The 13827-nt window shown below is 62.7% G+C and carries 12 protein-coding genes; 11 read left to right on the top strand and 1 reads right to left on the bottom strand.

Features of this window, described 5'->3' with window-relative positions:
- Positions 1–170: 170 nt before the first annotated feature.
- The 5 genes from G6N74_RS23095 (at position 171) to G6N74_RS23115 (ending at position 5398) form a co-directional block, all read left to right on the top strand.
- A complete protein-coding gene (locus G6N74_RS23095) occupies positions 171–1502 on the top strand; it encodes a tetratricopeptide repeat protein (RefSeq protein WP_165120360.1) in 1332 nt (443 codons plus the stop codon).
- Positions 1503–1679: 177 nt separating this feature from the next.
- Positions 1680–3134: a xylulokinase gene (gene xylB / locus G6N74_RS23100; protein WP_165120361.1), complete on the top strand. Its 1455-nt coding sequence runs from the start codon at positions 1680–1682 to the stop codon at positions 3132–3134.
- Complete coding sequence (gene xylA, locus G6N74_RS23105) at positions 3131–4441, top strand: xylose isomerase (protein ID WP_165120362.1); 1311 nt, start codon at positions 3131–3133, stop codon at positions 4439–4441. The genes xylB and xylA overlap by 4 nt, the downstream gene beginning before the upstream one ends.
- Positions 4442–4555: 114 nt before the next feature.
- A complete protein-coding gene (locus G6N74_RS23110) occupies positions 4556–5035 on the top strand; it encodes a GNAT family N-acetyltransferase (protein ID WP_165120363.1) in 480 nt (159 codons plus the stop codon).
- 153 nt (positions 5036–5188) lie between these two features.
- Positions 5189–5398 (top strand): hypothetical protein, encoded by a 210-nt coding sequence (locus tag G6N74_RS23115; protein ID WP_165120364.1) that lies wholly within the window; start codon positions 5189–5191, stop codon positions 5396–5398.
- 9 nt (positions 5399–5407) lie between these two features.
- Here G6N74_RS23115 and G6N74_RS23120 read toward each other — a convergent pair whose 3' ends face one another.
- Positions 5408–6388 carry a GlxA family transcriptional regulator gene (locus G6N74_RS23120; protein WP_165120365.1) on the bottom strand — a complete coding sequence of 327 codons (981 nt, stop codon included), beginning with the start codon at positions 6386–6388 and terminating at the stop codon, positions 5408–5410.
- A 77-nt stretch (positions 6389–6465) separates the two neighbouring features.
- Here G6N74_RS23120 and bcoG point away from each other — a divergent pair, with 77 nt between their 5' ends.
- The 6 genes from bcoG to G6N74_RS23150 are packed head-to-tail and all read left to right on the top strand — an operon-like array spanning position 6466 to position 13724.
- The gene (bcoG, locus tag G6N74_RS23125; RefSeq protein WP_165120366.1) at positions 6466–7401 is read left to right on the top strand and encodes a 3-dehydrocarnitine:acetyl-CoA trimethylamine transferase BcoG; all 936 of its coding nucleotides are present in this window, start codon (positions 6466–6468) and stop codon (positions 7399–7401) included.
- Positions 7398–8495 (top strand): carnitine 3-dehydrogenase, encoded by a 1098-nt coding sequence (locus G6N74_RS23130; protein ID WP_165120367.1) that lies wholly within the window; start codon positions 7398–7400, stop codon positions 8493–8495. The genes bcoG and G6N74_RS23130 overlap by 4 nt, the downstream gene beginning before the upstream one ends.
- A gap of 3 nt (positions 8496–8498) precedes the next feature.
- Positions 8499–9662, top strand: coding sequence for an acyl-CoA dehydrogenase family protein (locus tag G6N74_RS23135; protein ID WP_165120368.1), 1164 nt, complete (start codon positions 8499–8501; stop codon positions 9660–9662).
- A 2-nt stretch (positions 9663–9664) separates the two neighbouring features.
- Complete coding sequence (locus tag G6N74_RS23140) at positions 9665–11992, top strand: acetate--CoA ligase family protein (RefSeq protein WP_165120369.1); 2328 nt, start codon at positions 9665–9667, stop codon at positions 11990–11992.
- 2 nt (positions 11993–11994) lie between these two features.
- Positions 11995–12777: a carnitinyl-CoA dehydratase gene (locus G6N74_RS23145; RefSeq protein ID WP_165120370.1), complete on the top strand. Its 783-nt coding sequence runs from the start codon at positions 11995–11997 to the stop codon at positions 12775–12777.
- A gap of 5 nt (positions 12778–12782) precedes the next feature.
- Entirely contained in the window at positions 12783–13724 is a 942-nt protein-coding gene (locus tag G6N74_RS23150; RefSeq protein ID WP_165120371.1) for an alpha/beta hydrolase, read from the top strand.
- Positions 13725–13827: the final 103 nt, after the last annotated feature.

Genomic DNA, 13827 nt, shown 5'->3' on the forward strand with positions numbered 1-13827 from the left:
TTGCGGTTTGGTTTACAAGTGTTGCTTTTTTGCTGACGTAGCGTCATCGCACGTCGCGTGCCCCGCCCCATTGTGCCGGCTTGAAAACCCGGCGGGGAAGATCGATCCTGTCGCGATGCCACAAGCAGGTGGTTGCGTGGCAGTGGTAGTCTCAGCGTCGGGAGAAAAAAATGCAGGAGCGGGACACTCTCGGTCTCACCCTTTCCGGGGCGGGGCGTGAAAGCCTGGCGCATTATCAGCGCGCCTTGCATGAGCTGCAGTGCTTCGTCGGCGATCCGGTCGGGTCGGTGAATGCGGCGATCGACGTCGATGCCGGTTTCGTCATGGCGCATGTGCTGAAGGGCTATCTCTACGGCCTCGCTACAGAGCGCGAGGCCATGGTGGTTGCGCGTGAATGTCATGAGGCTGCGTCGCAATTTGGCGCAACGGGCCGCGAACACGCGCATGTCACCGCACTCGGCCATCTCGCCAACGGGCGCTGGCACGATGCCGGGCGCGTTCTTGAAGATCTGACGCAGGAGGTGCCGCGCGATGCGCTGGCCTTACAGGCCGGTCATCAGATCGATTTCTTCACCGGCAACGCGCCGATGCTGCGCGATCGGCTCGCACGCGCCATGCCTGCCTGGAGTGCCGGTATGGACGGCTATCACGCCATCCTCGGGATGCAGGCTTTCGGCTTCGAGGAAATGGGGGATTACGCCCGCGCCGAAGCCTTGGGCCGCGCAGCGATAGACCTCGAGCCGCGTGACGGCTGGGCACAGCATGCAGTCGCCCATGTGATGGAAATGCAGAGCCGCCAGCGCGACGGCATCTCCTGGATGCGAGCCAATACCGAAGGATGGACGAAAGAGAGCTTCCTGCAGGTGCATAATTGGTGGCACCTGGCACTGTTTCACTACGACCTCGGCGAAACGGACGAAGTGCTGGCACTCTATGACGGGCCGATCTACGGCGCTCGCTCGCAGCTCGCGCTCAACATGGTCGATGCCTCGGCGATCCTCTGGCGGTTGCATCTGGGTGGCGTCGATGTCGGTTCGCGCTGGGCCGGTCTCGCCGCCAGCTGGGCACCCAAGGCGAAAGCCGGCAATTACGCCTTCAACGACATCCACGCGATGATGGCCTTTGTCGGTGCGGGACTTTCCGAGCCGGCAAGGGAACTTCTCGACGCGCAACATGAGGCGATGCAGGCTGGCGACGACAATGCCGCCTTCACGCGGGATGTCGGCCATCCGGTCACGCTGGCTCTCAAGGCGTTCGGGGAAGGGCGCTACGACGACACCGTTCGATTGCTCCAACCGGTGCTTTCGATCGCACACACATTCGGCGGAAGTCATGCGCAGCGCGATGTTATCGACCTCACCCTCATCGAGGCGGCATTGCGGGCGGGCGATGCCGCGCTCGCAGGAAAGCTGTCGGCGGACCGGGCGAATGCGCGCCCGGCCAGCCCATTGTCCCAGCTTTTCGTCAAGCGCGCCGAGACGCTGAGAGCAGGGGCTGCTTGAACAATCATTTTTTACGAGACTCGAAAAAATACTTCCCAGCGCAGCAATATTTGCTATGAAACAGGAATACGGGAGGATTTGCGGCGCGAGGTCAGCTTTGCGTCGCTCTGACACAAGAAGCGAATACGTCTGAAGCGCGGCATCTGCCTGCATTTGGCTTCAGTCGGGAGGAGAGCGATGTATCTCGGAATTGATCTCGGCACGTCCGGCGTCAAGGCGCTGTTGATGGACCATGCGCAGAAAATCGTGGCCTCCGGGCACGGTGCGTTGGATGTCTCTCGCCCCCACCATGGCTGGTCGGAGCAGAACCCCGCCGACTGGATCCGCGCCACCGAAGAAGCTTTGGGCGAGCTGAAGGCGAAACATTCCAAAGAGGTTGGCGCGGTCAAGGGCATCGGCCTTTCGGGCCAGATGCATGGCGCGACGCTGCTGGACGAGCGCGATCAGGTGCTGCGGCCCTGCATCCTGTGGAATGACACGCGCAGCCATGCGGAAGCGGCCAAGCTGGATGCCGATCCGCGTTTTCGCAAGATCACCGGCAACATCGTGTTTCCCGGCTTCACCGCGCCGAAGCTGGCATGGGTCAAGAACAACGAGCCGGAGGTTTTCGCCAAGGTCGCGAAGGTGGTCCTGCCCAAGGATTTTCTGCGGCTCTGGCTGACGGGCGAGCATATTTCCGAGATGTCGGATTCGGCCGGCACGTCTTGGCTCGACGTCGCCAACCGGCGCTGGTCGCCCGAACTGCTGGCGGCAACCGACCTCGATGAAAAGCATATGCCGAGCCTTGTCGAGGGCACCGAGCAAGCGGGCGTTCTGCGCGCCGAGCTCGCGGCCAAGTGGGGCATTAATGGCAAGGTCGTCGTTGCCGGCGGTGCAGGGGACAATGCGGCCTCTGCCTGCGGCATGGGCATCGTCAAGCCGGGTCATGCGTTTGTGTCGCTTGGGACATCCGGCGTGCTTTTCGCCTCCAACGGCTCCTACCTTCCGAACCCGGAAAGTGCCGTCCATACCTTTTGCCATGCCTTGCCGGATACTTGGCATCAGATGGGCGTCATTTTGTCGGCGACGGATTCGCTCAACTGGCTTTCCGAGATCACGGGCAAAAGCGCAGCCGAACTGACGCAGGAACTCGGCGATGAATTGAAAGCACCGACCGGTGTTTCCTTCCTGCCCTACCTCTCCGGCGAACGCACGCCCTACAACGATGCGGCGATCCGCGGTGTCTTTGCCGGCCTTGGCCATGAATCGGACCGTGCGGCGCTCACGCAGGCGGTATTTGAAGGCGTGTCGTTTGCCTTCCGCGACAGCCTCGAGGCTCTGAAAACAGCGGGCACGACGCTTTCCCGCGTCACGGCGATTGGCGGTGGTTCGCGCTCGCGCTACTGGCTGAAATCGATCGCCACCGCGCTCGGCGTGCCGGTCGATATCCCGGCGGACGGCGATTTCGGCGCTGCTTTCGGCGCTGCCCGTCTTGGACTGATCGCGGCGGAGAACGCCGATCCGCTGGCCGTTTGTGTTGCGCCGGAAACGGCCGAGACGATCGAGCCCGACGCCCGGCAAGCAGACCCTTATTCGAACGCCTATCAGCGCTACCGCGCGCTCTACCCAGCCATCAGAGGAGTTTCATCGTGACCACCGGTTTTTTCGGCGACGCCAAGCCCGCCAAATATGAAGGCCCCGACAGCACCAACCCGCTGGCCTACCGCTTCTACAACAAGGACGAAGTGGTGCTCGGCAAGCGCATGGAGGATCATCTGCGCTTTGCCGTTGCCTACTGGCATTCCTTTGCCTGGCCGGGCGGCGATCCCTTTGGTGGCCAGACCTTCGAGCGTCCGTGGTTCGGCGATACGATGGAGAATGCCAAGCTGAAGGCCGATGTCGCCTTCGAGATGTTCTCGCTGCTGGGCGCGCCCTATTACTGCTTCCACGATGCGGATGTGCGCCCTGAAGCCGATACTTTCGCCGAAAGTGCAGCCCGTCTCGATGATATTGTCGACATCTTCGCGCAGAAGCAGAAACAGACGGGCGTCAAGCTGCTTTGGGGCACGGCCAACCTCTTTTCCAACCGCCGCTTCATGGCAGGTGCTGCCACCAATCCCGACCCGGATGTCTTTGCCTACGCTGCCGCGACGGTGAAAAAGTGCCTCGACGTCACCAAGAAGCTCGGCGGTGAGAACTACGTATTGTGGGGCGGACGCGAGGGCTATGAGACGCTGCTCAACACCGACATGAAGCGCGAGCGCGAGCAGGCAGGGCGGTTCCTGTCGCTGGTCGTCGACTACAAGAAGAAGATCGGCTTCAAGGGCGCGATCCTCATCGAGCCGAAGCCGCAGGAGCCGACCAAGCACCAGTATGATTACGACGTTGCGACGGTCTATGGCTTCCTGAAGGATTTCGGCTTGGAGAAGGAGGTCAAGGTCAATATCGAGCAGGGCCACGCCATTCTCGCCGGCCACTCCTTCGAGCACGAACTGGCGCTGGCCAACGCGCTCGGCATCTTCGGTTCCATCGACATGAACCGCAACGACTACCAGTCCGGCTGGGACACCGACCAGTTCCCCAACAATGTGCCGGAAATGGCGCTGGCCTATTATCACGTGCTGGCCGGCGGCGGCTTCAAGACCGGCGGCACCAATTTCGATGCCAAGCTGCGCCGCCAGTCACTCGACCCGCAGGATCTGCTGATCGGCCATATCGGCGCGATGGATTGCTGCGCGCGCGGGCTGAAGGCTGCCGCGAAAATGATTGAGGACAAGGCGCTTTCGGGTCCGCTTGAGGAGCGTTACGCCGGCTGGAAATCCGCCGAAGCCAAGGCGATGCTTTCGGGCAAGCGTTCGCTGGAAGAGATCGCCGAGCGCGTCGTCAAGAAGAAGATCGAGCCGCAGCCGAAGTCGGGCCGGCAGGAGTATCTTGAGAACGTCGTCAACCGCTACGTATGAGCCTGGCAGGGTGCCGGCGCGCTACGCCGCTGGCACCACGCTTGCCCTGATCTGACGAAAGCCATCGCTGCTGCCTGCTGCTAAGAAAGGTCGGCTAAGCGGAGCTGAAGGCAGATGAGTGATGGTCGGATAAATGTGCGCCGCGCGCGGGCAGGCGATACTGTCGCGCTGAAGGAAATCCTGCGCGATACGTTCGAGAATACCTGGCTGCCGCATATAACGCCCGCATCGGCAGAGCGCTATGTCCACTCGGATATTGGCGGCCACTATGTGGATGAACACGGGCAGGACTTCGCCGTCGCCGAGATAGACGGAAAGCTTGCCGGGCTGGTGCATTGGCAAGACGATTTCATCGAAGCCTTGCACGTTTCCACGCAATATCAGGGGCGTGGTGTCGGCCGCAACCTTCTCGATCACGCGGAGGCGATGATCCGCAGCGCCGGTTTCCCGCAGGCCCGACTGGAGACGGACACGTTCAACGAGCAGGCTCAGGCCGTTTACAAGGCGCGCGGATATGAGGAGAAGGGCCGCTATCCCGACGATGAGTGGGACAGCGGCTTCACCACGGTCCTGTTTGTCAAGCAATTCGCCTGATTGCGCGGTTCAAATTTGTGTTTCGCGGCAGGGTGTCAGCGCAACAAAGTGTGACCGAATTTGCCTCATGATGACCCCTCTCCTGCCTTCAAGAAGCCGTCACCTGCTTCCTATATAGTGGCTTCAGAGTAGCCTTATAGGAGGACAGTCGAGATGAACTCCGAACCTGAAAACCAGATTGAAATACTGCTTTCGCGCCGCGAAGGCAGCTCGATCGTCGATGGCCTGTTTGCCTTGCCCGCCCAGGTTTCCACCGGCGAGCAGACGAACGAATGGGACCGCGCTGTCAACAGCCGGCTCGAGGCGGTTCTGGCAAATCAGCTGCGTTCGCTCATCGGCAAGGACCAGCGCAACGCGGCCTGACCGCTCCGTCTAGCGCCGCCTCACTTTGACCGGCGCTTCCCCAAATGCATGCGAGAAACTTCTGGAAAATGCCGCCGGCGATGAGAAGCCGGTGCGCGTGGCGATGTCCGCCATGGAAACCTGCGTGTCGGCGACCAGCCGGCGCGCCGCGGCGAGGCGCAGCCTGAGATAATAGGCACCCGGCGTCTCGCCGATCGACTTGCGGAAAATGCTCTCCAGCGTACGCGGCGTTACGCCGGCGCGTCTGGCGATGGCCGCGACCGTCAATGGCTGGTCGATATGCGCCTCCATCAGGCGGATCGCCTGGGCGAGGCGTGGGTCATAGCCGTCGAGCCGGCCGAGCGAGACGAGCGGCTGCGCATCCGTTGCGGCGCGCGCCTGATCGTAGATGAAGACACTCGCCACATCGAGCGCCACCGCCATGCCGAGGCGCGAGCGGATGAGGTGCAGCATCAGGTCGAAGGTGGGTGATGCGCCGCCGCTGGTGAAGACCGGGCCGTCGATGACGTAGCGGTCCGGCCGCACGTCGACGCCGGGGAAGGCTTGCGCGAAATCCTCCATGTCTTCCCAATGCGTGGTTGCGGCGCGGCCTTCCAGCAATCCCGCCCGCGCGACAAGCCATGTGCCGGCTTCGATGCCGCCGATGGCCTGCGCCGACCGCGCGGTGCGTCGCAACGCGGCCAGGAGGGCGGGTGTGCCTTGCGTCTTGGTGCCGAAGCCGCCGACGATTGCCAGCACATCGGTTTTTTCATTGGCATCGAAGCGGCTGCTGACTGCAACGGGGAGACCGGATGTGGTGATGGGTGCTTCTCCGTCGATCGATACGATCTTCCAGTCGAAAAGCGTTTCGCCCGAAACGCGGTTGGCAGCGCGCAGCGGGTCGATTGCCGAGGCCACGCACATGATGGACGAACCGGAGAAAACCAGAAGCGTCACCTTGAGGGCTGAACGGTCCGGCAGAAAGATCGAGGGCTTTTCGCTTTTCATCAATCATACTTCGTAAAGTGCAAAGCAGTTTCCGGCAAGTCAGGCATTGTTGTCGCCTGTTTCGATTGGGAGAGAGTTCGATGCCGCTTGAGATGAACCGCGAGGTTTTCATTACCTGTGCCGTGACCGGGTCCGGCGGCTCGCAGGACCGCAGCCCGCATGTGCCGCGCTCTCCCAAGCAGATCGCCGATTCGGCGATCGACGCGGCAAAGGCTGGAGCCGCGATCGTCCATTGCCATGTGCGTGACCCCGAAACCGGCAAGCCGCGCCGCGACGTTCACCTCTACCGCGAGGTCACCGAGCGCATTCGGGATGCCAATGTCGATGTCGTGCTGAACCTCACCGCCGGCATGGGCGGCGACATGGTGTTCGGCTCGACCGAGCAGCCGCTGCCGCTGAAGACGCAGGGCACCGACATGGCCGGCGCCAGCGAGCGTGTCGAGCATGTGCGCCAGTGCCTGCCGGAGATCTGCACGCTCGACTGCGGCACCATGAATTTCGCCGAAGCCGATTATGTCATGACCAACACTCCCGGCATGCTGCGCGCCATGGGCAGCATGATGACGGCGATGGGCGTCAAGCCGGAGATCGAAGCGTTCGACACCGGGCATCTCTGGCTTGCCAAGGAATTGGTGAAGGAAGGCGTTCTGAAGCCGGACGCACTCGTGCAATTGTGCATGGGCGTGCCGTGGGGCGCGCCGGACGACCTCAACACCTTCATGGCCATGGTCAATAACGTCCCGTCGACGTGGAACTGGTCGGCCTTTTCCATCGGGCGAAACCAGATGGCCTATGCCGCCGCTGCCGTGCTTGCCGGCGGCAATGTCCGCGTCGGGCTTGAGGACAATCTCTGGCTCGACAAGGGCGTGCTCGCAACCAATGCGCAGCTGGTCGAGCGAGCCGTCACGGTCGTTTCCAACATGGGTGCGCGCATCATCGGGCCGGAGGAAGTGCGCAAGAAGCTGAACCTGACCAAGCGCGCACCCATCAGCCAGAAAGCCGGAGCATCCGCATGAGCATTGTCAGCAAGGCCGCCGCCATCGGTGGCGGGGTCATCGGCGCCGGCTGGGTCGCCCGCCTGCTTCTGAACGGCATCGACGTTTCGATCTACGATCCCGACCCGGAGGCTTCGCGCAAGGTCAGCGAAGTGATGAAGGGCGCGCGCCGCGCTTATAAACAGATGGTGCCCGGTGGCCTGCCCAAGGAAGGCAAGCTGACCTTTGCCAAGACCATCGCGGAGGCCGTGCACGACGTCGATTTCATCCAGGAAAGCGTGCCGGAAAGGCTCGACCTGAAGCATCGCGTGCTGGCCGAAATCGACCTGCACGCGCCGGCCAACGCCATCGTCGGCTCGTCCACCTCCGGCATCAAGCCCACCGACATGCAGGTGGCGATGAAAAAGCACCCGGAGCGGCTGGTCGTCGGTCACCCGTTCAACCCGGTCTATCTCCTGCCATTGGTCGAGATCGTCGGTGGCGAACAGACTTTTCCGGAAGCCATCGAGGTCGCCAAGGAAATCTACGCCTCGATCGGCATGAAGCCGGTGGTGATCCGCAAGGAGATCGAGGCTTTCGTTGGCGATCGCCTGCTCGAAGCGGCCTGGCGCGAAGCGCTGTGGCTGATCAAGGACGGCATCTGCACGGTCGAGGAACTCGACGACATCATGCGCTATTCCTTCGGCTTGCGATGGGCGCAGATGGGCATGTTCCAGGTCTACCGCGTTGCCGGCGGCGAGGCCGGCATGCGCCACTTCATGGCCCAGTTCGGCCCCTGCCTGAAATGGCCGTGGACGAAGCTGATGGATGTGCCGGAATTCAACGACGAACTGGTCGACCTCATCGCCACGCAGTCGGACGACCAGTCCGACAAATGGTCGATCCGCGAACTCGAAAAGATCCGCGACGACAATCTCGTCGCCATCATGGAAGCCCTTTCGAAGCAGAACAAGGGCAAGGGCTGGGGCGCCGGGGAGTTGCACAACGACTACACAAAGCAGCTAGCCAAGCTTGCGGCCAAGAAGCCCAAGGCGTCGAAATCGGCAGAAAAGGCCAAGGCAACCAAAGCGGTGAAAGCCAAGGCCGAGAAGCCGAAGAAAAAGAAGAAGGGCTAAGCCATGGATTTCGGCCTTTCCGAAGAGCAGCGCCTGATCGTCGACACGACGAGGGCCTTTGTCGAAAACGAGCTCTATCCGCATGAAGCGGAGGTGGAGCGCACCGGCCATTTGCGCCGCGACCTGATCGAGGCGTTGAAGGCCAAGGCGATCGAAGCCGGGCTTTACGCCGCCAACATGCCGGCCGATGTTGGCGGGGCGGGGCTCGATACGGTGACATGGCTGCTCTACGAAAAGGAGCTTGGCCGCGCCAACTATGCGCTGCACTGGACCTGCGTGGCGCGGCCTTCCAACATCCTGCTCGCCGGCACGCCCGAGCAGCGCGAGAAATATCTGTTTCCCTGCATTCGCGGCGAAAAATCCGACTGCCTCGCCATGACCGAGCCGGGCGCGGGCTCCGACCTGCGCGGCATGAAGGCAACCGCCGTGCAGGACGACGACGATTGGGTGCTCAATGGCACCAAACATTTCATCAGCCACGCTGACATTGCCGATTTCGCCATCGTCTTCATGGCTTCCGGCGAGGAAGATTCTTCCCGCGGCAAGCGCAAGAAGATTACCGCCTTCTTCGTCGACAAGGGCACCAAGGGTTTCACCGTGCGCGACGGCTACCGCAATGTCTCGCATCGCGGCTACACCAATTCGGTGCTGGAGTTCGACGACTGCCGCCTGCCCAAGGAGCAGGTTCTGGGCGAAGTCCATAAAGGCTTCGAGGTCGCCAATAGCTGGCTTGGCGCGACCCGCCTGCAAGTCGGCGCGACCTGCCTCGGCCGGGCGGAACGGGCTTTGCAGCATGCCATCGAATATGCCGCCCAGCGCGAACAGTTCGGCCAGCAGATCGGCAAGTTCCAGGGTGTGTCGTTCAAGCTCGCCGACATGGCGACCGAGCTGAAGGCGGCCGACCTGATGGTGTTCGAAGCTGGCTGGAAATACGACCAGGGCACCGTCACGGATCAGGATATGGCGATGGCCAAGCTCAAGGCGACGGAGGTTCTTGCTTTCGTCGCCGATGAGGCGATCCAGATCCACGGCGGCATGGGCCTGATGGACGACCTGCCGCTGGAGCGCATCTGGCGCGACGCCCGCGTCGAACGCATCTGGGAAGGCACGTCCGAGATTCAGCGGCATATCATTTCGCGAGCGCTTCTGCGCGCAGTCGGCGGGTAACCATGCTGCGTCTCGAACGTCTCCTTCGTCCCAAATCCATCGCCGTGATCGGTGGTGGAGCGTTTGCTCCCAATGTCGTGAGGCAGTCGCTCAAGATGGGCTTTGCCGGTGATGTCTGGCCCGTCCATCCGAAGCGGGACGAGGTCGCGGGTGTAAAAGCCTATCGCTCCGTCAGCGACCTGCCGGGCGCTCCGGACGCGGTGTTCATCGGCGTCAACCGCTTCGCCACGATAGACATCGTGCGCGAGCTTGCGCAGCTCGGCGCAGGCGGCGCGATCTGCTTTGCCGCCGGCTTTCTCGAGGCAGGCGCCGACGATGAGGACGGCGAACGGCTTCAGGCCGAACTGATCGAGGCAGCAGGTACCATGCCCGTCATCGGGCCGAACTGTTATGGCCTGATCAACTATGCCGACGGCGCGCTTCTGTGGCCGGACCAGCATGGCGGGCAGCGCCTGGAGCCGGGCACCCGGGGTGCTGCAATCATCACGCAGTCGTCCAACATCGCCTGCAACCTGACCATGCAGCAGCGCGGCCTGCCGATCGCCTTCCTGATGACGGCGGGCAACCAGGCGCAGACGGGCTTGTCCGAAATGGCGCTCGGCCTGATCGAGGATGAGCGCGTTTCCTGCCTCGGCCTCCATATCGAAGGCTTCGACAAGGTCGATGGGTTCGAACGCCTTGCCGCGCGGGCGCGAGAACTGAAAAAGCCGATAGTTGCCATGAAGGTCGGGCGTTCCGAACAGGCGCGGGCAGCGACCATTTCGCATACGGCCTCGCTCGCGGGATCGGACGCTGCGTCCGACGCCTTCCTGAAACGCCTCGGCATTGCACGGGTCAATTCGATCCCGTCCTTCCTCGAGACGCTGAAGCTGCTGCACGCATTCGGGCCGCTTGCGGGCGGCACGCTGTCATCCATGAGCTGTTCGGGCGGCGAGGCGTCGGTGATGGCCGACAGCGCCGAGGGCCGCAAGGTGCGCTTCCCGGCATTGGGCGAAGAGCACTGGGCGCGTGTGAAATCGACGCTCGGCTCCTTCGTAGCGGTGGCCAACCCGCTCGACTATCACACCTTCATCTGGAACGATGAGCCGGCGATGACGGCGACCTTCACCGCCATGGTGTCGGGCGGTTTCGACCTCAACATGCTGGTGCTGGATTTCCCGCGCAACGATCGTTGCTCGGATGCCGACTGGTGGCCGACGGTGCGGGCCTTCGAGGCCGCGTTGAAGTCTAACAATGCGCGTGGCGCGGTCGTTGCTTCGATGCTCGAGAACCTGACCGAGGCGCATGCCGCGGAACTGTTCCGGCGCGGTATCGTGCCCTTGCAGGGCATTGTTGAAGCGATGGATGCGGCTGAGGCGGCTGCGTTTATTGGAGAGGCTTGGCGGCGGCCCTCCCCCCTTGAGGGGGAGGTGTCCGCGAAGCGGACGGAGGGGGTAGCCTCAGAAGGCACCGCCACTAGGTCGCGCGCTTCATCGGCGACCCCACCCGGCGGGGCCCGGCCCTCCGCTATGGCTCCGGGCGTTCCTCACCCCCTCAAGGGGGAGGGGAACACCCCCGACGAGGCAGAGGCCAAAGCACTGCTGCGCAAGGCCGGCCTTGCCGTTCCGCAGGGCGCGCGCGCAGGGAGCGTTGCCGAAGCGGTTGAAGCCGCCGAAAAGCTCGGCTTCCCCGTCGCCCTGAAAGCGCTTGGCGTTGCCCACAAGAGCGAGCTTGGCGCGGTCAGGCTCAATCTCAAATCCGCCGACGATGTCCGCAGCGCCGGCGAGGCGCTGCTTCCGCTTGGAACCGGCCTCTATGTCGAGCGCATGGTCGAGGGCGGGGTCGCCGAATTGATCGTCGGCGTTACCCGAGATGAACTCTTCGGCCCAGTGATGACGGTCGGCACGGGCGGTGTTCTGGTCGAGCTTCTGAAGGACAGCGCGACGCTGCTGCTGCCAGCCTCGCGCGCCGAGATAGAGACCGCGCTGCGCGGCCTGAGGATGTTCCCGCTGCTCGACGGCTATCGCGACAGACCCAGGTCCGATATTTCGGCGGCCATCGACGCCATCCTTGCCATTGCGGATTTCGTTCTTGAAGAGGCCGACGCGATCGAGGAACTCGATATCAATCCACTCATCGTCTGCGGGGAGGGCAAGGGCGCGTGGATTGCCGATGTGCTGCTCGTCACATCCTCGCCCCTCAAGGGGGAGGTGGCCGCGCAGTGGGCGGAGGGGGTTACCTCAGAAGACACTGCCACGCCGTCGCGCACTGCCGCGGCGACCTCACCCGAACGGACTTTGTCCAGCCACCCTCCCCTCAAGGGGGAGGGGGCAGTCAGCGCAGGAGAGTAATCATGTCCGACGTCGTAAAAACCCGTCGCGAGGGTGGAGTGTTCGAAGTCACGCTCGATCGGCCCAAGGCCAACGCCATCGACCTGGCAACCTCGCGCCTGCTTGGCGAGACTTTTCGTGCCTTTCGCGATGACCCCGAACTGCGCGTCGCCATCGTGAAGACCGCCGGGGAAAAATTCTTCTCCGCTGGCTGGGATCTCAAGGCGGCAGCCGGCGGCGATGCGGTTGATGGCGATTATGGCGTCGGCGGTTTCGGCGGACTGCAGGAGTTGCGCGACATGAACAAGCCGGTGATCGCCTGCGTCAACGGCATGGCGGTGGGTGGCGGCTTCGAGCTGGCGCTGTCCTGTGATCTCATCTACGCCTCCGACCATTCCTCGTTTGCCCTGCCCGAAATCAAGGCTGGCACGCTGGCCGATGCCGCGACGATAAAGCTGCCGAAACGCATTCCCTATCACGTCGCCATGGACCTTCTGCTCACTGGGCGCTGGATGGATGTGCAGGAGGCGCATCGCTGGGGGTTGGTCAACGAGGTGCTGCCCGCCGACAAGTTGGAGGATCGTGTCTGGGAAGTCGCACGGTTGCTCGCCGGCGGGCCGCCGCTGGTCTTCGCCTCGATCAAGGAGGTCGCGCGCCGGGCCGAGGCGATGGAGTTCCAGGACGCGATGAACTGGATCACCAAGCGCAAGTTCCGCACGGTCGATGAGCTCTACGCGTCGGAAGACAATATGGAAGGCTTCAAGGCCTTTGCCGAAAAGCGCGATCCCGTGTGGAAGGGCAAGTAAGGCTCGTGACCGACTACACAAAACTGATTGATGCCGAGACCTGGGCCTTTATCGAGCGGACAAATTCCTATTATCCGCCCGATACGATCGACTACACGATCGAGCAGCAGCGCGCGATTTATGACCGCATGTGCCGTGAGTTCTTTGCCGGCTATCCAGATGGTGTAAAGGCTGAGGACCGCACGCTTACTGCGCCGTTGCACGAAATCCCGGTCCGCATCTATCGCGCTTCGGCCGACCCCAAGGCCATCGTGGTCTATTATCATGGCGGCGGCTTTATCCTCGGCGGGCTCGACAGCCATGACGATGTCTGCGCCGAGCTTTGCGCACGCACCGGCTACGAAGTCGTGTCGGTCGACTATCGCCTCGCGCCGGAGCATCTGCATCCGGCGGCGTTCGACGATGCTTTTGTCGCGTTCGAATGGGTCGCCAAAAATTATACGCAGCCGATCCTGCTTTGCGGCGATTCCGCCGGCGGCAATCTCGCCGCCGCCGTCAGCCACTCTACGCGCGGCCATGCGCGCCGGCCGGTCGGGCAGGTGCTGATCTATCCGGGCTTGGGTGGCGACCAGTCGAAGGGCTCCTATGTGACTCACGCCGAAGCGCCGATGCTGACGATGCGTGATATGGCCTTCTACAAGGACATCCGCACTGGCGGCGCCGACGTTTCGGGCGACGTCACCTACACGCCGCTGGCTGACGCCGATTTCTCAAATCTGCCGCCGACGGTGATCGTTACCGCCGAATGCGATCCACTTTCGAGCGACGGGCAGGCCTATGCCGCGCGGGTGATCGCGGCGGGCGGCAAGGCCTTCTCGCATGAAGAGCCGGGACTGGTGCACGGCTATCTGCGCGCCCGCCATACGGTTGGTCGCGCCCGCGCCAGCTTCACGCGGATCATCGAAGCGGTGGCGATGCTTGGCCGGCGTGAGTGGGCGTTTGCATAAAATTCTATGGTCCCAAATAACTTTTGATAAACCTAATTTAGCACAACGTTAACGATGGCCGGTCGCGCCGTCATGGTTCGGATGCTAGCCTGACTTCGGGAGG

It is taken from the genome of Mesorhizobium zhangyense, assembly GCF_011045115.1.
In the GTDB taxonomy this organism is placed as follows: domain Bacteria; phylum Pseudomonadota; class Alphaproteobacteria; order Rhizobiales; family Rhizobiaceae; genus Mesorhizobium_M; species Mesorhizobium_M zhangyense.